Origin of the sequence: Vibrio iocasae, assembly GCF_042245395.1 — a bacterium.
Taxonomy (GTDB): Bacteria; Pseudomonadota; Gammaproteobacteria; order Enterobacterales; family Vibrionaceae; genus Vibrio; species Vibrio iocasae.
The window spans coordinates 662,237-680,293 of record NZ_CP145311.1; the positions used below are offsets into that span (position 1 = coordinate 662,237).

General features: G+C 43.2%; 19 protein-coding genes. 6 read left to right on the forward strand and 13 right to left on the reverse strand.

Annotated features, from left to right (window positions below; all coding sequences use genetic code 11):
- Positions 1-9: 9 nt before the first annotated feature.
- The 3 genes from fucI to SNR28_RS12700 all read right to left on the reverse strand — a co-directional run bounded on the left by fucI (position 10) and on the right by SNR28_RS12700 (position 3,953).
- Positions 10-1,758: an L-fucose isomerase gene (fucI, locus tag SNR28_RS12690; protein ID WP_375752865.1), complete on the reverse strand. Its 1,749-nt coding sequence runs from the start codon at positions 1,756-1,758 to the stop codon at positions 10-12.
- A gap of 46 nt (positions 1,759-1,804) precedes the next feature.
- The gene (gene fucP / locus SNR28_RS12695; RefSeq protein WP_375752866.1) at positions 1,805-3,106 is read right to left on the reverse strand and encodes an L-fucose:H+ symporter permease; all 1,302 of its coding nucleotides are present in this window, start codon (positions 3,104-3,106) and stop codon (positions 1,805-1,807) included.
- Between the two features lie 73 nt (positions 3,107-3,179).
- Positions 3,180-3,953 (reverse strand): DeoR/GlpR family DNA-binding transcription regulator, encoded by a 774-nt coding sequence (locus SNR28_RS12700; protein WP_375752867.1) that lies wholly within the window; start codon positions 3,951-3,953, stop codon positions 3,180-3,182.
- A gap of 401 nt (positions 3,954-4,354) precedes the next feature.
- Here SNR28_RS12700 and ggt point away from each other — a divergent pair, with 401 nt between their 5' ends.
- Complete coding sequence (gene ggt / locus SNR28_RS12705) at positions 4,355-6,109, forward strand: gamma-glutamyltransferase (RefSeq protein WP_375752868.1); 1,755 nt, start codon at positions 4,355-4,357, stop codon at positions 6,107-6,109.
- A gap of 49 nt (positions 6,110-6,158) precedes the next feature.
- On the opposite strand, the gene SNR28_RS12710 is transcribed toward ggt, so the two are convergent.
- The 3 genes from SNR28_RS12710 to SNR28_RS12720 form a co-directional block, all read right to left on the reverse strand.
- Positions 6,159-7,580 (reverse strand): EAL domain-containing protein, encoded by a 1,422-nt coding sequence (locus SNR28_RS12710; RefSeq protein ID WP_375752870.1) that lies wholly within the window; start codon positions 7,578-7,580, stop codon positions 6,159-6,161.
- A gap of 454 nt (positions 7,581-8,034) precedes the next feature.
- Positions 8,035-8,529: a DUF6538 domain-containing protein gene (locus SNR28_RS12715; protein WP_375752871.1), complete on the reverse strand. Its 495-nt coding sequence runs from the start codon at positions 8,527-8,529 to the stop codon at positions 8,035-8,037.
- A 334-nt stretch (positions 8,530-8,863) separates the two neighbouring features.
- On the reverse strand, positions 8,864-9,421 hold the full coding sequence (locus SNR28_RS12720; protein WP_375752872.1) for a hypothetical protein: 558 nt from the start codon (positions 9,419-9,421) through the stop codon (positions 8,864-8,866).
- A 227-nt stretch (positions 9,422-9,648) separates the two neighbouring features.
- On the opposite strand from SNR28_RS12720, the gene SNR28_RS12725 reads away from it, so the two are divergent.
- Both SNR28_RS12725 and SNR28_RS12730 read left to right on the forward strand, forming a co-directional pair.
- Complete coding sequence (locus SNR28_RS12725) at positions 9,649-11,229, forward strand: hypothetical protein (RefSeq protein ID WP_375752873.1); 1,581 nt, start codon at positions 9,649-9,651, stop codon at positions 11,227-11,229.
- A gap of 279 nt (positions 11,230-11,508) precedes the next feature.
- Positions 11,509-12,156 (forward strand): inovirus Gp2 family protein, encoded by a 648-nt coding sequence (locus SNR28_RS12730; RefSeq protein WP_375752874.1) that lies wholly within the window; start codon positions 11,509-11,511, stop codon positions 12,154-12,156.
- Between the two features lie 32 nt (positions 12,157-12,188).
- On the opposite strand, the gene SNR28_RS12735 is transcribed toward SNR28_RS12730, so the two are convergent.
- Entirely contained in the window at positions 12,189-12,443 is a 255-nt protein-coding gene (locus SNR28_RS12735) for a hypothetical protein (RefSeq protein WP_375752876.1), read from the reverse strand.
- A 117-nt stretch (positions 12,444-12,560) separates the two neighbouring features.
- Between SNR28_RS12735 and SNR28_RS12740 the strand changes: the two genes are divergently transcribed.
- Positions 12,561-12,806, forward strand: coding sequence for a hypothetical protein (locus SNR28_RS12740; protein ID WP_375752877.1), 246 nt, complete (start codon positions 12,561-12,563; stop codon positions 12,804-12,806).
- A gap of 58 nt (positions 12,807-12,864) precedes the next feature.
- On the opposite strand, the gene SNR28_RS12745 is transcribed toward SNR28_RS12740, so the two are convergent.
- The 6 genes from SNR28_RS12745 to radC form a co-directional block, all read right to left on the reverse strand.
- Positions 12,865-14,409, reverse strand: coding sequence for a hypothetical protein (locus tag SNR28_RS12745; RefSeq protein WP_375752878.1), 1,545 nt, complete (start codon positions 14,407-14,409; stop codon positions 12,865-12,867).
- A gap of 66 nt (positions 14,410-14,475) precedes the next feature.
- The gene (locus SNR28_RS12750) at positions 14,476-15,129 is read right to left on the reverse strand and encodes a helix-turn-helix transcriptional regulator (protein ID WP_375752879.1); all 654 of its coding nucleotides are present in this window, start codon (positions 15,127-15,129) and stop codon (positions 14,476-14,478) included.
- 175 nt (positions 15,130-15,304) lie between these two features.
- The gene (locus SNR28_RS12755) at positions 15,305-15,634 is read right to left on the reverse strand and encodes a hypothetical protein (protein ID WP_375752880.1); all 330 of its coding nucleotides are present in this window, start codon (positions 15,632-15,634) and stop codon (positions 15,305-15,307) included.
- 320 nt (positions 15,635-15,954) lie between these two features.
- Positions 15,955-16,398: a DUF2787 domain-containing protein gene (locus SNR28_RS12760; RefSeq protein ID WP_375752881.1), complete on the reverse strand. Its 444-nt coding sequence runs from the start codon at positions 16,396-16,398 to the stop codon at positions 15,955-15,957.
- Positions 16,399-16,442: 44 nt separating this feature from the next.
- Positions 16,443-16,880 carry a DUF2787 domain-containing protein gene (locus tag SNR28_RS12765; RefSeq protein ID WP_375752882.1) on the reverse strand — a complete coding sequence of 146 codons (438 nt, stop codon included), beginning with the start codon at positions 16,878-16,880 and terminating at the stop codon, positions 16,443-16,445.
- Positions 16,877-17,350 (reverse strand): DNA repair protein RadC, encoded by a 474-nt coding sequence (gene radC, locus SNR28_RS12770; protein ID WP_375752884.1) that lies wholly within the window; start codon positions 17,348-17,350, stop codon positions 16,877-16,879. Before radC ends, SNR28_RS12765 begins: the two co-directional genes overlap by 4 nt.
- A gap of 149 nt (positions 17,351-17,499) precedes the next feature.
- On the opposite strand from radC, the gene SNR28_RS12775 reads away from it, so the two are divergent.
- Both SNR28_RS12775 and SNR28_RS12780 read left to right on the forward strand, forming a co-directional pair.
- Positions 17,500-17,676, forward strand: a complete 177-nt coding sequence (locus tag SNR28_RS12775; RefSeq protein WP_375752885.1) for an AlpA family transcriptional regulator — start codon at positions 17,500-17,502, stop codon at positions 17,674-17,676.
- Between the two features lie 186 nt (positions 17,677-17,862).
- Positions 17,863-18,057: a helix-turn-helix domain-containing protein gene (locus tag SNR28_RS12780; RefSeq protein ID WP_375752887.1), complete on the forward strand. Its 195-nt coding sequence runs from the start codon at positions 17,863-17,865 to the stop codon at positions 18,055-18,057.

Sequence of the window (18,057 nt, forward strand, 5' to 3'; positions counted from 1 at the left end):
TCATACTGATTATTTGTACAGAGGGCCAAAGTTAGCGCAGGCACGGTAATCCTGGCCTTCTGCGTCCTGTCCAAATGCAGAGAATGAATGAGGACGGAATACCTTTTCATCACTAATGTTGTGCATAGATACTGGGATACGCAGCATCGATGCCAGAGTGATGAGGTCAGCACCTATGTGGCCGTGAGAAATAACACAGTGGTTTGCACCCCAGTTAGCCATTACAGAATAAACATCTCTGAATGCACCCTGACCAGTCAGGCGTGGTACGAACCACGTTGTAGGCCATGTAGGGTTAGTACGTTCATTCAATGTATTGTGCACCTCTTCAGGGAGATCGATAGAGTAGCCTTCTGCGATTTGCAGGACAGGGCCAAGACCACCGACAATGTTGATTCGATGCATAGTGAAAGGCATCGCCCCTTTTGTCAGGAAGTTTGAAGAGAAGCCGCCCCCACGGAAATACTCTTCAATTGCTGGTGGCCATACTGTTGCGTTCAGACAGTTTTTCACGTCCTCTTCGTTCATTTCCCAGTGCGGTTTCATCACCGGTTTGCCATTGGCATCTTTTGCTTCACCGCAGCCATCAAGTGCTGCTGAGCCAGAGTTGACCAGATGGATAAAACCAGACTCTGGGCGGTGGCCACTTACACGCTCAACTGCATCCTGAGACCAGTAAGTTCGTACGTCACAGAAAACCTGAGCTTCGCCAGTCAGAAGTTTGCCAAACAGCATATTAACGCCGTTCAGGCTGTCGTTTTCTGTTGCGATGGCAAAAGGTTCACGGATGCCATTCCAGTCAAACGAAGAGTTAAGGATAGCTTCGCTGAAGTCACCGTTAGGTAGATGATCAGTCCAATGACGCTGACCCTGGAATCCGCCAACAATGGCATTGTGACCCATAGATTCTTCACCAAAGCCAAGCTCTGCAAGCTTAGGGTTTCCTTCCATCAGGTCGCGCATAATCATCGTCATCTTGATTACGGTTGCCCAATCTTCAGCCTTACGCTCTTCAGTGAATGGAGTGCCGTTGTAGTCTTTACCTTCGCGACAGTATTCCTTCACCCAACCAAGAGCCAGTTCAAACTCTTCTTTGTCATATACTTCACGGTCCAGACGGCGTTTGATTTCTGTCATATCCACGTATTCATTGCGCATGCCCAGATACTTCTGGAAGAACTCAGGGTTTACAACTGAGCCTGCAATACCCATAGAAACAGAACCCATAGACAGATAAGACTTACCACGCATTGAGGCAACAGACAGGCCTGCACGGCAGAAGCGCAGAATCTTTTCCTGTACATCAGAAGGGATGCTTGTGTCATCGGCATCCTGAACTTCTTCACCGTAAATAGAGAAAGCAGGAAGTCCTAGCTGCGTATGACCCGCCATCGCTGCAGCAAGGTATACAGCACCTGGACGTTCTGTGCCATTGAAGCCCCAAATTGCTTTTGGCATATGAGGATCCATATCAATGGTCTCTGTTCCGTAACACCAGCATGGGGTTACTGTTAGAGTTAAACCTACGTTCTCTCTTTTAAACTTCTCACCGCAAGCTGATGCTTCTGCAACACCGCCAATGCAAGAGTCTGCAATGATGCACTCAACTTTCTCACCGCTAGCATGACGAAGGTTCTCTTCGATAAACTGAGCAGCAGATTTAGCCATATTCATGGTTTGCTCTTCCAGGGATTCACGCACTCCCATCTGGCGACCATCAATTGTCGGACGAATACCAATCTTAATTAGGTTTTTCATTGTTCTATTCTCTTAATACTTATTGTATGAAACTTGGATTAGTGGATTATTTAGTCACTCGGTAACCTTTTGCACCGAAGTAAATCAGGTAGATAAATCCAACCAGAGGAATAACGAATGCTGCTTTGATACCGGCTGCATCAGAGATTTGACCCATGATAGCTGTTAGAACAGCACCACCAAGGATTGCCATAATCAGGCAGCTTCCGCCGAATTTTGAATCACCACCAAGGTCACGAAGTGAAAGGCCAAAGATTGTAGGGAACATCAAAGACATACACGCTGAAACACCAACTAGAGCGTAAGCACCGGTAACGCCTCCAACAGACATGATGACACCTACTAGCACTGCTGCTACCAGAGCTAACATAGCGAGAAGACGTTCAGGAGCGATGTATTTCATCAGGCCTACACAGATAAAGCGGAATGCGCTGAATGTTACGATGGATGCCAACAGGAAGCTTGATGCTTCTGCTTCAGTCCCGCCAACTTCTGTCATCACGTAACGGATAGTCCATGACCAGCAACCAATCTGAGCACCTACATAGAAGAACTGACCCAATACACCTTTTACAAAATGCGAGCGCTTGATTAAGCGGCCGAAAGTCTCAGATAGAGAGCTAGAAACCCCATTTACTACAGACGTATCTTTTGCGACAGGCATCTTGGTCATTAGGATGGCAAACCAGATAACAAAAATAACCGCAGCAACACCCAGGTAAGGCATCATTACCGCATCTAGTTCAGCAGCCTGAATACTTGCTAGCTGCTCAACAGGCATTTGCGCACGCTCTTCATCTGTCGCAGGGTTCAACTGTGAAAGAATGTAAAATTTACCGATCAGAACTCCTGTAATAGAACCTACAGGGTTAAATGCTTGTGCGATATTTAAGCGTCGGGTTGCTGTCTCTTCCGGCCCCATCGCAATAATGTATGGGTTAGCACTTGTCTCCAGAATAGATAAACCACCCGCGAGTACAAAAAGTGCCATTAGGAAAGGCATGTACGCCATTGCCTGAGCCGCAGGGTAAAAAAGAAGTGCACCAGTGGCGAATAGTCCAAGCCCTAATAGAACACCAGCTTTGTAGCTAAATCTTTGAATAAAAAGGGCAGCTGGAAGAGCTAGAACAAAATAAGCACCATAAAAAGCGGTTTGCACTAGACCCGATTGCATGTCGGTTAAGGTAAATACTTTTCTGAACTGTGCAATTAGCACGTCAGTCATGTTATTTGCTAAGCCCCATAAGGCAAAGCAAGTTGTTAATAAAATAAATGGAACGAGTATCGATCTTGGGATAACTTCCGTTTTATTTTGCGATGGTATTGAGGCACTAATGGTCTCTGTCATAATAGTTTCCTTTTATAACCTTATATATTTCACGTTATTGGATTATTTTGCCTTAAGGCATATTATTTGAATTTTATATAGTTAATATTTCTGGTTGAAAGTATTCGTTATTTATACAAACACCAGCATTGCTAAATATTTGTTTTTCTTCATCCGATGGTTGGGCATTAGTAATAAATATATCTAATGCATTAATATCGGAGATCTTCAGTAAACTTCGTTTATTAAACTTCGACTTGTCAGCAATGAGTGCAACTTTGTCTGAAGCTTCGATCAGTGCTTGTTTTATTTCATAGTTGTATTCGTTTGAGTCCCAGACTCCACTTCTCACATCTATGCCAGCACATGATATAAAACTAATATCGAGGGATATTTTATTGATAGTATTTCTGGCAATAATTCCATAAAAGGATTTATATTTGTTGGAGTAATTCCCTCCTATACTAACAATATTAATTTTATTCTTGTTTTCTAATGCGGTAATAATATTCAAAGAATTAGTAACGACAGTACATTTTATGTTTGGCATAGACTGTGCGAGCAACCAACTGGAGGAGCTTGCATCCAAGCCAATAACAGTATGTTCTTGTATACTTTTTAATGCTATCTCTACTAAAGATTGTTTATCTTCAATATTACTTTTTGCTCTCTGAGTAAACGAAGTGCCAACATCACTAGCTTCTTTGCTCATTGCTCCACCATGGATACGAATCAGGCTACCTTTATTGTCAAGGTGACGTAGATCTCTTCTGATAGTTTCCACAGAGACATTGAACGTTTGTGCCAGCTCATCAACGCTAATATGTTTTACATCGTTGACCAGATTTACAATTTGGTTTTTTCGCATACCGCTCTCCTTCGATGGGATAAATATAATGACCCCAATACCAAAAAAATAAGAGGTCAATCACACTCAAGAAGCGAATGCCCGAAAATGACCGATTTAATGCCCGCTTTCCGTTTTAAAGTAGAAAATCGGTCATTCCTGGTATTGTTTGACTTTTTGTGGGCATTATGGTGATTTGAGTCACGCTTTGAATGGTCATAAAGGTTGGTGTAACGCCCTAGATTGGTGCTCGCCTTTTAACACGGAGCATCTCATCCCTAATCTATGCGCTACTATTATTGTTACTTCGAAACAATATGTTGTTTTTTTATGTAATGACAGAAGGAGTATATGTTTCGGGTTTATAGGCGTACAACTTGCTTAACTGGTTGTTAGGTAATAAAAAAATAATAGGGATAGATATGTATAGAAAGTCTTTAATCGCGTTTAGTGTGGCTTTGGCTCCGTTTTCTGTCTATGCGACATCAACTGGTGCTGATGTTGCTGATAGTGTTGCTCCTGAGCTAACCAGCAAGGTGACCAGTAAACAGAGCGTAGAATCGAATGAGTACATGGTTGCTGCAGCGAACCCACTCGCAGTACAAGCTGGATATGATGTACTGAAAAAAGGTGGTACTGCAGCTGATGCTTTGGTTGCGGTTCAAACGGTTCTTGGCTTAGTAGAGCCTCAGTCCTCTGGACTCGGTGGAGGTGCTTTCCTAGTCTACTATGATGCTGCAAACAAGAAGCTTACCACTTTTGATGGTAGGGAAACGGCTCCACTCGCAGTGAGGCCAGAACTGTTTCAGGACGAAAATGGCAAACCACTCAAGTTCTATGATGCTGTGGTTGGTGGCCGATCTGTCGGTACTCCCGGAACAGTGAAGTTAATTGCGACCATGCATGAAAAGTACGGCAAGAAAGAGTGGTCAGAGCTACTTCAGCCTGCGAAGGTTTTGGCTGAGGGAGGGTTTTCTGTATCTGAGCGCCTAGCCTCGTCTATTGAAAGGGATAAGAAGCGGCTGAGTCGTTATCCGGACACAAGAGCATATTTCTTCACAAAAGATGGCGAACCTTTAAAAGAGGGTAGCCTCTTAATGAACAAAGCTTACGCCAATACTCTGGATATGTTAGCAAAAGGCGGGCAGGAAGCTTTTTATTCAGGACAGATAGCTAAAGATATTGTCAAAAAAGTCACGAGTATCAGTGACAACCCTGGGTATTTGGCTCTGGAAGATTTAGCTATCTATAAAGTGAAAGAAAGGGAAGCGACATGTGGAAAATATCATCAATATGATGTCTGCGGTATGGGGCCTCCAAGTTCAGGAGCGCTTACTGTTGGTCAAATCTTAGGTATTGTTAGTCATTTTGACTTGAAATCAATGGGCTCAGATAGCCCTAAAGCGTGGCAAATCATCGGTGATGCCTCTAGGCTGGCATTTGCTGACCGAGGTCGATACATGGCTGACTCTGATTTCGTACCTATGCCTGATGGATTGCTCGATGCTGAGTATCTGGAGAGCCGAGCCAAGCTGATTTCAGAAGGGAAAGCGCTCACTGAAGTTGCTCCGGGGAATCCACCTTGGAAAGAGCGAATGGCACTTGCAGATGACCAATCTATTGAGTTACCAAGCACGACGCACATTGTGATAGCTGATGCAGCAGGAAACATTATTTCTATGACAAGTACTGTGGAAAATGGCTTTGGTTCCCGCGTTATGAGTAACGGCTTTATCCTCAATAACGAGCTAACAGACTTTTCTTTCGCTTCTTACAAAAATGGTTACCCAATCGCAAACCGTGTTGAACCGGGCAAGCGTCCTCGCTCTTCCATGACACCTACTATTGTGCTGGAGAATGGCAAGCCATATATGGCAGTAGGATCACCGGGTGGTTCTCGTATCATAGGCTATGTTGCACAAACACTTATCGCCCACTTAGATTGGGGGATGGACATTCAAGATGCGATCAACATGCCTCATTTAGTTAACCGTTTCGGAACCTATGATCTGGAAGAGGGGACGGATGCTGAACGTTTCAAAGAGCCGCTAGAGAGTATGGGGTTTAAGGTAAATATCCGAGATCTTAACTCAGGGCTACATGGCATTGTTTTCTCGGAAGGTAAGCTCATTGGTGGCGCTGATCCTAGACGAGAAGGCATTGTGATGGGGAATTAAGATACTTCCTCTGGTATTAATCCTTCGTTTCTGAATCAATAAGATGTGCTCAAGTTTTTGAGCACATCTTCAATGCTTCTATTGGCTTAACTGGAGCGCAGAAATAGTATCCTTGCAAAAATACAGGGGAGTAATCTTGTAGATATTTATACTGTTGGTATTCCTCTATACCCTCAACAACAACCTTTCTGCCAACCTTGTGGCATAGATCGATCATACAGTCGAGCAACAAATTGTCGTTGCTCTTTTGGTCTAGTATCGATTTGGCGTACTGCTTGTCTATTTTCAGGTATTTAATATACGGGTTTTTCAGTAGCTCAAAGTTAGCATAACCACTTCCAAAGTCATCAATAGCAAAGCTTATCCCTTCGTTAATCAGTTCATCCATATTTGCTTTAACAGTTTGGCTAAGTGCGAGCTTTTCTGTTTCTATTACTTCAAAAATAACATACGGCATAAATTGACGGTGAGAGCTGAACTGCTCCTCCACCATTTTTGCAAACCCTTCTGTCGCCAGATCCTCGGAAGATATATTGATGCTGATAGGTACTAGTTTTATACCTCTCTCTTCCATTTTCTGGAATACGGAGATAACTCTACTGATCATCAGTTTAGTGATTCGGTAATGGAGATGGGGGATCTGAGAGATAACCGGAATAAATACACCTGGTCCAACATTAGCCTTGTTCTTCCAGCGGATAAGAGACTCGAATGAGTACGGTGTATCCGTACTGGTGGCTTCGTATATAGGTTGAAGTACTACAGAAAAATCTTTTCCTCCGCGGCTCAAACTTGTTTCTATCTCTTTTGCAATGTGCTTATTGAACATCTCTTGTTTGTAGAGTTTTTCGTTGTGATAAAAGATACCATCTACACGAGATAATGCTTTTTGCATGTCGAACGATAGACGTCTCTCGACTTTTTCTATTCCAAATATTGATGAACGACTTGTCAGGCTCAGTGAAGAAATAGCGTAGTCTATAGGTACAGGAGTGCCAAAAAAATCGACGCTTTTGGGTAAGTTGCCCATAATCTTCTTTTGTAAATTTTTAGCTTCACTTTGGTTCATCTCTGTCTGGCTTACAAAAGCCATAATCAAATACTCATTGTCATGAACGGCTAAAGCAAAAGGGTTAAAGCGCTTGTTGATTCTGCGAACCAGATCTTGCATAGGATCAACACACTCTTCTATTGAACGGAAAAGTGGATTTGTACGTCCCAACTTAATAAGAGATACATGATAAGTCGCAGAGTCTGAGTTTAATTTAGCTAACTTTTTGGTCAGGAGAGCCATTGTCGGCAGGTTGCTACCACAATGGTAATACTGTGTGCGCTCGACTGTTTTCTGACGGTCTTTTGCCTCTTCCAGAGCCTTGGTACTTTTACGGCGGTTCCCTTCCGATTTAAGAAGAATGACTAAGCATACAATGATACTTACGATACCGTAATAATACATAGGGCTAGGAAGCATAGAGAGCAGACTCCAGTTATTAAAGAGTCGTAATTATATTGTTATTGATTTTTTTGTAAACGATGTGATTATCAAAAATATCATGCAGTTAAATTTATTTAATAGCTCATAACTGCATGGCAACCGTTTGCGAAGTCAGGCAAGTGCTACTAACGTGCTGATATGAAATTTATTGCTATAAGCTATGAGATTTTGATTTAACTTCCAATTGTTTGAAGTTGAGCATGTTTGGTGGAGTACTTGAGTTATTTATCTGTCTTCATTCGTAACTGTTACATCCTTTTTCACCCAAAAATAATCAGTTCCTAATAACTTAGCTCTTTCAGTGAACATTCCAATACCACTAATATGTTGTTTATTGTGTGTTGTACAACTTTTGGGTTGTTTAAGGGGAGTGATGTAAAGCTATCAACCTTACTAAGAGTATTGGAAGGGCTTGACTTGGAACTCTTGATTATTCCAAAAAGGACAAAAGAGCTTTCCATTCTCTAGTCAACGCTAATTCGTAATCAGATATCTCCCCCTCTATGATACGCTCACTTAAATCAAGGTGAGGCTCAAAGAATGTCCTTGCTGCATCAGCGTCAGTTATACGAGCACTTATACCACCCAAAGTATTGCTTTGTAATGCTTGATTCGCAATCCATTGTTCAGAGCCATAAGTGGCAAGTTCCTTCAGCTTTAGCAACTGAGTTTGTTTCTCGGCTAAATTGACTTGATATGAGTGATTTTCTGGTTGTTGGAGTGCTTTGGTTTGCGCTTCTAGAGCTTCGTGCTCTTTAAACCTGATGTCGTCCTCGGTGGCAAGTTGACGTGCTAGGACTATCGCTTCTTGTTTATCTTTAGTGCCAAGCAAATGTTTAAACACCTTCTTGTTAAAGAATGGTTGTGACGTTTCTGGAATGCGTCGTTGATACTGATAAACGCCGTTTCGTTTTGTGAGATACAAAGACTCATCTCCGTCCGATGTAGAACAGTGATGTACTGCGCTGGCGTAAGTTGATCCTGTGTTTCAACTTGTTGTAAATTAATGATATTTACTGATTTGACTTTTAGTGGTGTACCCTGTGGTGTACCTATTTGTTTGAATTGGCTTGAGTTAGCTTCATTGTGAGAAAGAATCATTTACTCCTGATTCTACTGGGCACCTAGTTAGGGGTAAGTGCCTTGAAGCCTCTTTCTATCGTTAAGGAAATACGTAAATCCTTATAGTACGTCAGAGAGATAAAGCTACTTGGTGATTACCTAGAGCTGACGGATTGTTCTCAGGAAGTTATGACTACTTATTGAGTGGATTGGTTGCTTGAAATTACTTCATATTTCTCTATTTTTATTTTTAGCTCTTCATTTTCTTTTTTTAACTCTTCTATAGATAAAAGGCTTTCAAATATCTCATTGTTTTGTTGAGTTTTTTCATCCATTTCGGGTATTAATAAACTAGATTCCATCCTTCTGTTTTTCTTTATTAGATTGACGTAATTTATTAGTAAGTCATTAACGACTTTTGTTTTCGAAATTTTTTGTCGTTCAGATATAAATTTCAGTGCTTTTTGGGCATTGGTTGATAGTGATAGTGTAACGTTTTTTGATTTTTTTGAGTAACTATTCCATGCCGACCTTACTAAGGTAGCTCTGTGTTTCTCTGCATGGTCAAAAATATTGTTACTTAGCCAAACTGACAAAAAGGCATTGCAAAAATCAGTGTCGCTGTAGATAGGACGATCTTCTACGAGTTGAATTATCCAGTCTTGTTTTTTTGCATAGGACCTCAACCATCGTGCCATTTCAGGATCTTCAGGGTTAAACCATTCCATCTTTTCCACAATTGATTTTCCAGCCATCTCGTTTCATCACTCATTAAAGCTATTGGATTGACCTAGTTTATAACAATGTTTTGAACTAGTTGTAAGCACCAATTCAAACTTTTCTGTAACAATTCATGAGTAGTATCACAAAAAAATTCATATGCATGTTTGTATCGTAACTAAAACAATATTTGAAACTTGTTTTGACTTTTGGTTTGTGTGAGGGTTAAGGTAAAAAAATAGGGTATATATGGTGAAGTGTGATGTGTGAATTTTATGACTTGCCACCTGTGATAGATGGTTTTTCACCAGAACACCGGTATCTATGGATTGCACTTTGCTTTGATGCTGCAAAAAAAAACAAAGACGGCATTAGTGTGGTGGGTGATGTAGGTATTGATGTCTCAATAGATCACTTGAAAGAGATGTTTGGTGCTACTCCGAAGACAACGGCAGAGGTTCTAAGCTGTTTTGAGAGGGAAGGATTAGCAGTAGTATGGCGACGAGAGGATACTAAGAAAAAAGTACTTAGTATTACCTCTGAGTACATGCAGAAAATTCAGTCAGCCATGTCAAGTCGTGTTGATGAACAGATTGAGTACCTATTCTCGCCCAAAGTCAGAGAAAGCCTCTCTGAAGTAAGTCACACAGAAAAAGTTAAGCTTAGAAGCTCAAATTTACTTTTGATGGCAATTTTTCTCTCGCATTCTAATAGCGTTGGTTTTGTTGATGGCCTTACAAATCAGAAAATGCGAATGCTTATGGGGGGAATAACTGAAAGTCGGCTGAAATCTCAGATTGATACACTACGTAAAATTTCATTTATCGATGTGGTCGGTAAAGGGGGAGTTTTATCTATCTACTTTGGGAAATTTAGTAGAAGATACTTTATCACCTTAAACTTATTTATTGATAGTGATAGTGGTGTAGTCAACGAAAATCGTGGAGTCTCTGCATATGATGTTCCTCCTCCGTTTTCAGGCCATAAGTATCAAGGAAGGCTTAGCTTTGGGTATGATTTCGATTTTGATTTCCCTTTTAAAATAGTTCACTTCATCAGAGCATTGTATGACGTGGCAACATTTCAAGAAAAAGTAGTTGTAGATGGATTTGCTTTATCACGGTTAGAGTACGCTCCATTTGTAAATGAAAAGCATGCTTACCAAGCGATAACTACCAAGATTGAACAATTGGCTTCCTGTGTGCTTAAAGAAGAATGGGATGAACTTAAACGGATAATATCTTCTCCTGATCAAGCTGAAGAGTTTAAAAAAGTCCGAAATAATATATGGGAAAAAATTTCTGATAGGGAGATGGTCGGCTATTCCTCAGTTTTTACTGATAAGCATTTGGCCGAATTGACTAGAGAGTTTGATGTTTCTGAAGAAGCTGAAGTAACAAAAAAACATGATGTGGCTATTAAAGTGAAAGAGTCGTTAAACCCAGTGCGTTGTTTTATTGGTCGAATGCTATTGTCATTGTCAATGAATTTGGCGATCTCTATTCAGAGGGTTATGGCCAAAAATTGTTTAATAGATAATGGCCTGAAGGAGGTTAGTATTATTCTTTCTAACTTTATTCCTTATACATTAAAAGCCGATTTTTCTCAGCTATCTTCTTGTGATGTTTCTATTCGTATTGCTGATAAAAATAGAATATACGATATGGAAATGGCAGTGCTAACGCCTGAGGAGAAAATGAGGATATTCAAAGGTGACGATGATGAGGAGAAACAGGTTTTGAGAATCGAAAGCTACTTATCGTTAGAAGAGTACCTAGCACATTTAAAAACGCCAATAACCATAGAGTACCGTTATGCGATTAGATCTTTTTTAGCGTCTTGAGTATGGCGTGTTGATTTTAACTTCAGAGTAGTAGAAATCGTCGGTTTTGTCGTTTGATCAAAAATTTGTGGGTTGATAAATTTTTTCAGAAGTCTGTCAGTGATTTCTTGTGGTGCGTTGGCTGTTTTTAAGCCATGCTTAAAGCTTAGAATGTCGGTTATGGTTAATATATTACCTATCCAATACACCACACACCACCTCTAACTACCATAGATAACCTATCAATTATTTTTAACATCAACCTCCCTTTCTATACCAACATAACTAAAGGTATAGAAAATGAGAAACCGTAAAAACAAAAATCTATCAATAACCAAGAAAGATACATACAGAGGGTTACCTATCCTTCCGGCTAAAGAAGGGATGGTTATCAACTATCTAGATAAGATTTACGACACTTTCGATAATGCTCTTTCTGACCACCCCAGAACGATGGCTGTTAGAGTTGATTTACGACTTCCTTTGTTTAGTAGTGGGGTCAGTGGAGATGTCATGAAGCGCTTCATTGCGTCGCTTAAAGCTCAAATAGACTCTTATCTCAAAAGGAAAAAAAAGAATAACAAGCGTGTCAGGCAGTGCAATGTACGCTATGTATGGGTGAAAGAGCGGAATACCGCACTCAGTCAACATTATCATCTTGTGCTTCTGTTCAATAACGATGTCTATAACACTTTAGGTCGTTTCGGGAATAGAGATAACTTATCTTATCGCATCCAACGAGCCTGGTGCAGTGCTGTTGATAAGGATATGGATGAAGGTGCGAGGTTGGTCCACTTCCCTGAAAACCCAACTTATTATGTTGACAGCAATTCCGATGATTTTGATGAGCAACTATCAGACTTGTTTGAGCGTGCTAGCTACCTAGCGAAAGCAGAGACTAAAGAGTATGGAGACCGCTCACGTAGCTTTGGTTGCTCAAGAAGATAAACATGCCGGAGGCTTTCTCCGGCTTTTTCACATCATAATGGGTCTTTAGAGACTGCCTGTATCTCACTAAGCAAATAACCGCGCTGTAATAGCTCTATAGTTGCTAACAAGCGAGTTAGGTGTATGGTGGGATGTAATTTAACCATATCGAATAGGTCGTAATCGCTGGCGTCTTTTACGATTGCTTTTGTACGTTGATATTGCTCGCTGAGGTGCTGATAACCAGCAAGTGCAGCCTGGAGCATTATCTTAGCAAGCTTCTCTTTCATGGAGTGATTGAATGTCATGGTGTGTCCTTTTCGGTGGAGGTTGATAACAAAACGGGGCCCAAATAATTTTTAACGTTGCTGCCTTATCTGTTGAGGAGAAGTACTTCCACTTCACCAATAGCGAGGAGCAATAAAATGGAAAACAAACCTAATTCGAATGTAGCGCCAGGGCGTATCCAAAGAACGACTGAGCAGGAAGCAGAGCTTGAGGTAATTGACGGCCATACGCTGGATGAAGAGGCAGCTATCATTGATTGTGAATTATGGGGTGAGTTATTCGCTGAAGAGCCACCAGAGGCCAGGAGAAAGCCCCGTGTTGACCAGTTGGCCTGGGAGAAGGAGTTTGCAAGGGAGGCGTTATTTGACCGACTGCATTGCTGACTTCATTTATTACGCGAGTAGAAGGAGTGGACTGATTGCCCACTCCTTGTTTATCTGCTTACATGTTAAGGCAGACAGACTCACTATCTACGGATTGTAGATTTGCTTTGTCCTTACCACATTGAATGCTGTACGTCCCGTTGGCGTGAGTTGTACGTTCAATCCACAGGCCCGTGTTACGATGCTGAGTGACAATAGAGCCACCAGCTGTTGGATATTCGTAGTTGATACGAATCCAGGTGCCAGCATTGTAACTATCAGTCTCTGCGATATCTGGTTTCATGTAGTTAACAGAGTCCAGGCGTCCTGGTTCCGTGATGGTGTTCTGAACTAGGCTGTTCATCAGGTCATCCACATCAGTGTTATCCCCTTTGCTGAAATCGAATTGTGCATACTTTAAGAAGCTGCCGATATCGCGCTTCTGATAAGCTGTCACGATAGAGCTAGATAGGTTCGCTTGCGTATCCAGAGCTTTACACTCATCGACGGTGTTAACGGTGCTGTCAGCGCGAGCAGAGAACTCGTAGATAACGTTAGATACTACGCGGGTAACTTCTTTCTCAACGTCGTTACCGTCTTCATCTTTCTCGGTGATGGTTTCAGTTACGGTAGTGAACTCTGCATCTTGAGAAGCGCGGTCTTGCACCATACAGCTGTAGTTATCAGACAGCATTGCAGACATCACAATGTAACGTGAGTGACCAACGCCGTTAGCGACTGTTTTGGTGTTCTCCAGATAATCCACCATCTTGCCGATAGTTTGTAGGTCATCGGATACTTCAAACACTTTAGAAATGCTATGGGTGGGAGAGCCTATCCACTCGCGGCGATACCATTTGGTTGCAACTTCGCTTGAGTCAGATTCTGGGTTGCCCAGGTAGTATTCCACATACGCTTCGTTAGCATCTGGATTGGCTTTCTCAAACGCCGTGGTTTCCTGGAAGGCTTTCGCCATACCGACTACTAGGCGTTGTGCCAGCTTATGCTGCGTATCGTTACCAGAAGCAATGAAATCGCCGTACAGGTCTTTAACAGTCATGTTGTAACGACCAGCGAGACGAAACTCTTGCTGCGCAACACGCTGTTTGATTCTGGCTTGTAAGGCATTGTCCTCAGCCAGTGCATGACAGTCTGACATGCCTTCACGCTCTAGCTCTTGTTTGATACTGTTCCAGATGACCGTGGTAAATGGTGTGGTGGTCCACAAGTCATCACTGGTGTTATCCGAGGAGAACTTCGGTGGGAAGGTGAGGCGATAGGCTTCACTCACTGCGCCATAATCAGAATCGTAAGCACCCACCGGAACATCAATCACGACAGGTGAGAATGTTTGGCAGGTATCGAGTACATCAGTAAACTCAAAGCGGCCATTCTGGTCTGTCTTTGCTGTCGGCTCGCCTTCATCCCATTGGTCATTGAAGTTGTAATCCAGAAAGGCGGTTGCGCCTTCCACATAACCATCGATAGCCAGCCCTGAGACTTTTGCTGTTGGTGTGGAGGGTTGACTCGGTGAGGTTGATGAGCTTCCACCACCGCCGCCCCCACAGGCAGCCAGAGCGACAGAGAGTGCAACCGTTGTTAGTGCTAGATATTGAGTGTTCATTATTTTTCCTTGTTATTTTTAATGTTGATAGTGCCTTTAACAAAGGCGATACGTTAAAAGCGTTGTTTATGTGCCAGGGCTCGTTTGCTTGTCCGGTATCGCTAGGCCAGCAAGCGAGAAAACGGGTGGATAAGTAAATTCAAAGGTCGTGATGTACACGCTCTGAACGTCGGTTAGCGCAATGACCTCCCGTTCGGATTCATGTTGGTAGGCGAGATACAATTCACCGGATTCCCAGATGATGCCAAGTGGCTGAACGTACTGAGTGGTAGGCGCATCTGTCTGCGTGAGGTGGATTTCTCTTTGGTAGTAAATCGCTAGGCTGAGCTTTTCAAAGATGCTGGTGTCGTAGTGATGCGTGGCAGGACTGCGCGGATAGCGCACATCAATACGTGGTGAAGATGTCGAACCATTTTGATGAAACGGCATAAAGGTACTGGTTACCGCTTCTCCAAATTCAGGTGGGAGGATAGCTGTCAGGCCAGCAACACTGAGTGCCAGTAGCATGGATTCCCTGGGGCTAAAAGCAAAGGGTATGCTCTGTCTTCGCCTGTAACCGTAAGGGATGCTGCGTTCATCTTTCTCTACATCGAAGTAGTGTGTGATGATATTCAAGCAGCGCTGTACGGTACGTTTTGAACGATTCAGCCCTGATTCAGTGAGTTTATCAGTCAGTGCCTGTACGGTAATTTTCTGGGTGGTTGGGATAAGGGAATACACCTCGAAGACGAGTTCAAGGTGCTCAATCCTCGTCCTGTTTTGACGTTTGAGGTCGGGCATGGGCATCACCATTTTGCACGCACACAAAGGCACTCACCACACGCTCTGGTGGTGAGGTAGGTACGTTGCTTTATTCGTTAAAGACGAAGGCTGGTGGCCACACAGCCCTGTAGGGTTACTTCTTGTAGTTCACTACTAGCTTGTCAGCGAGCGGGTACTTTGCGATTTCGTAGTCCGGGTTTATGGTTGCCAGATTATGGGCTGCAATAGCCGCAGCCGAGCCCAGACCGAACAGGACCGCAGGACCAGAAGCGAGTGCCGCCGCCATTGTGGTAGAGCGGCCAGCAGTATAAATCCGACACGACAGTCCCTGGCTTTCTATCAGACGTTCGACACGTTTGACTGTCTGGCTGAAGTTCTCAACGTGTGTCAGCGTGAACGAATCTTTCTTCTTGATGAGGGCGGTGACGGCCTCATCGTCGAGGTGATGAAGCTTATGACTCATAAGACCTCCTTAACTAATTTAGATAGGACAAATTTTTCATGGGGTTAGGATACGAACGACCAGGACAAATGGTGTCACGCTCAGTTTGCTCCAGTGAAATCTGTGATTTAAGCAACACTATGTATAGGTCAGTGGTTGGATAGGGAAGCGGTGAGCAATACAAACTTTGCTTGGCATAAAGCCTGTTTATGAAGGTGTGTAATCGGAAGTAGGGCGATGCGACGAAAAATGGCTTGCTCGCGTCTTGCCTATGGTTGAGGCCTTATTCCATAAGGGTTTGTGGCTCTGTAAGGAGCGAGTGAAACGGCAATTATCAGGCTCTATTGAGGGGTGACAGAGACGTCATCATAAGCGTCCATATCGATATAACTCAGGAAGTTACTTTCCCAAAGTTGATAGAGCGCGCAGGCATCATCACTCTGGCTCATCGGTAGCCACCCTTGGTAAGTGGTAAAGAATTGTCTGACACGAAAATCAAAATCCAGACAGCGTTCTAGCTCAGGATAGGCGTTTCCAGCGTAAGCAAAATCCGTGATGTATTCGATAGTCCAGGCTCCACCCGCAGACTGACAAATGGCTATCTCTACCGGATGGAAACCACCAGCTTGAGCACTGTAGGACTTATCGCGGAAGTTGAATACCAGGTAGCTGCTGGTGGCAGAATCCGGATTGGTCAGGTACTGACAGGTGTAGTGGTGTGACAGCAGCGTATGCAACTTGTCAGCAATCGGCAGCATTGAGGTACAGAAGGTTAACTGGGACATAGAGCGTCCTCCTTTTAGTTTGTATGAAGAAAGGGAGATAGGGATTAGCTGAATGTGCCAACCATAGACAGTTGCACATCATCAAATGCACCTAAAGACAGGTGACGAGCGAAGGCTTTCACCCAGACCGATAGCAGTTCTTGTACGTCAGGGTGGGACAAATCCGCCGCGCCGGTATCAGGCTGATAACACCAGCGATTGGTGAGATGGAAGTACAGCTCGGGCTCAACAGCCGTGCTGCTTTCAGAGGGATACGAGAAGCTCGCAAAGAACACCACCGTCCAGTTATCCAACGGAGATTCACGTTTAAACTGAACCTCGATTGGGTGTAGCCCTTGTCTGCTTCGGTAGTAACCCACCTGGCGGCAGTTCAGCACGATACGCTCAGCGTTATCAGTGATGGCATACCTGGCGAGAAGGCGCTCTAGCTGCGTATACAGTGCACTGTCCAGGTGAATATCTCCGTAGTGTTGTTCAATCATAGCCAGCCCCTCTCTGCAAATGAGGTGCAGGTTTCACCTGTCACGATATGATCCAGTACTCTTACGTCCACCAGCGAAAGGGCGTCTTTGAGTCTGTCTGTAATGCGCCTGTCGGCCTGTGATGGTGTGGAGTCACCAGATGGGTGATTATGAGTGAGAATGACTGCTGCGGCGTTAACCGCTAAAACGGCTTTCACCACTTCACGAGGGTAGACACTGGCGGCATCCACTGTGCCTTGAAACAACTCTTTGAACTCAATCAACCGGTTCTGGTTATCGAGCAGCAGCAAGGCAAACACCTCCCGTTCAAATCCGCCTAACTTACAGCGTACGTACTCTTTGGTGGCATCGGGATTGGTCAGGGCATCTCCGCGCACATAACGGTTTGCCAGTATCTCAGCGGCATGCTCCAGGATTTGGTTTTCCTGGTAGCGCTGCTGTTTTTGGTATTCATCGGTTTTCGGACTCATTTTCAGGCTCCTAAAAGTCATCAATAGGGTTATTCCTGTTGATGACATATACCTGATTATTTTTTGAATTCAGGCCGGTAGAGCCAGTGCCTTCTTTTTTTACACCAGCGGCTCATCCCATGAGGACCTAAGACATAGGGGGACGTCCCATGAGATTTCTAAAGCTAAAAGAAGTAATGCAAAAGACGGCCCTGAGCCGCTCGGCGATTTACAGAAAGATGGATGAAGGAAGCTTTCCGAAAACAATAAGTTTGGGGGATAGGGCTGTCGCTTGGCTCGAAAGTGAAATTGAAGAGTGGATGGAATGCTGTTTAGCTAAAAGGTAGTTTGGGATTAGATATATCAGATTGAAAAAAGATTAACAAATTGGGTGTGGGATACGTATCAGTTATACACCAAGGAGCGTAGCTGCAAAAAACCTTAAGAAAGTCAGTGGTGAATGCAGACTTTCTCCACACAGTGGTCTAAAATATTAATTCTCCAAATACTGTTAATAACTAATAAAATCCATTATGAACGAGCAATCAGATCAAGTTATGACTCTTGAAGAGCTAGCAGTGTACCTTAAGTTGCCAAAGTCAACGGTTTATAAACTAGTGCAAGATGGCCGCATTCCTGGTCAGAAACTAGGAAAACAATGGCGTTTCGGTAAGCAAGCTATTGATTTATGGCTGGATAATCGCTCATCCAACATGGAGGGTAACTAA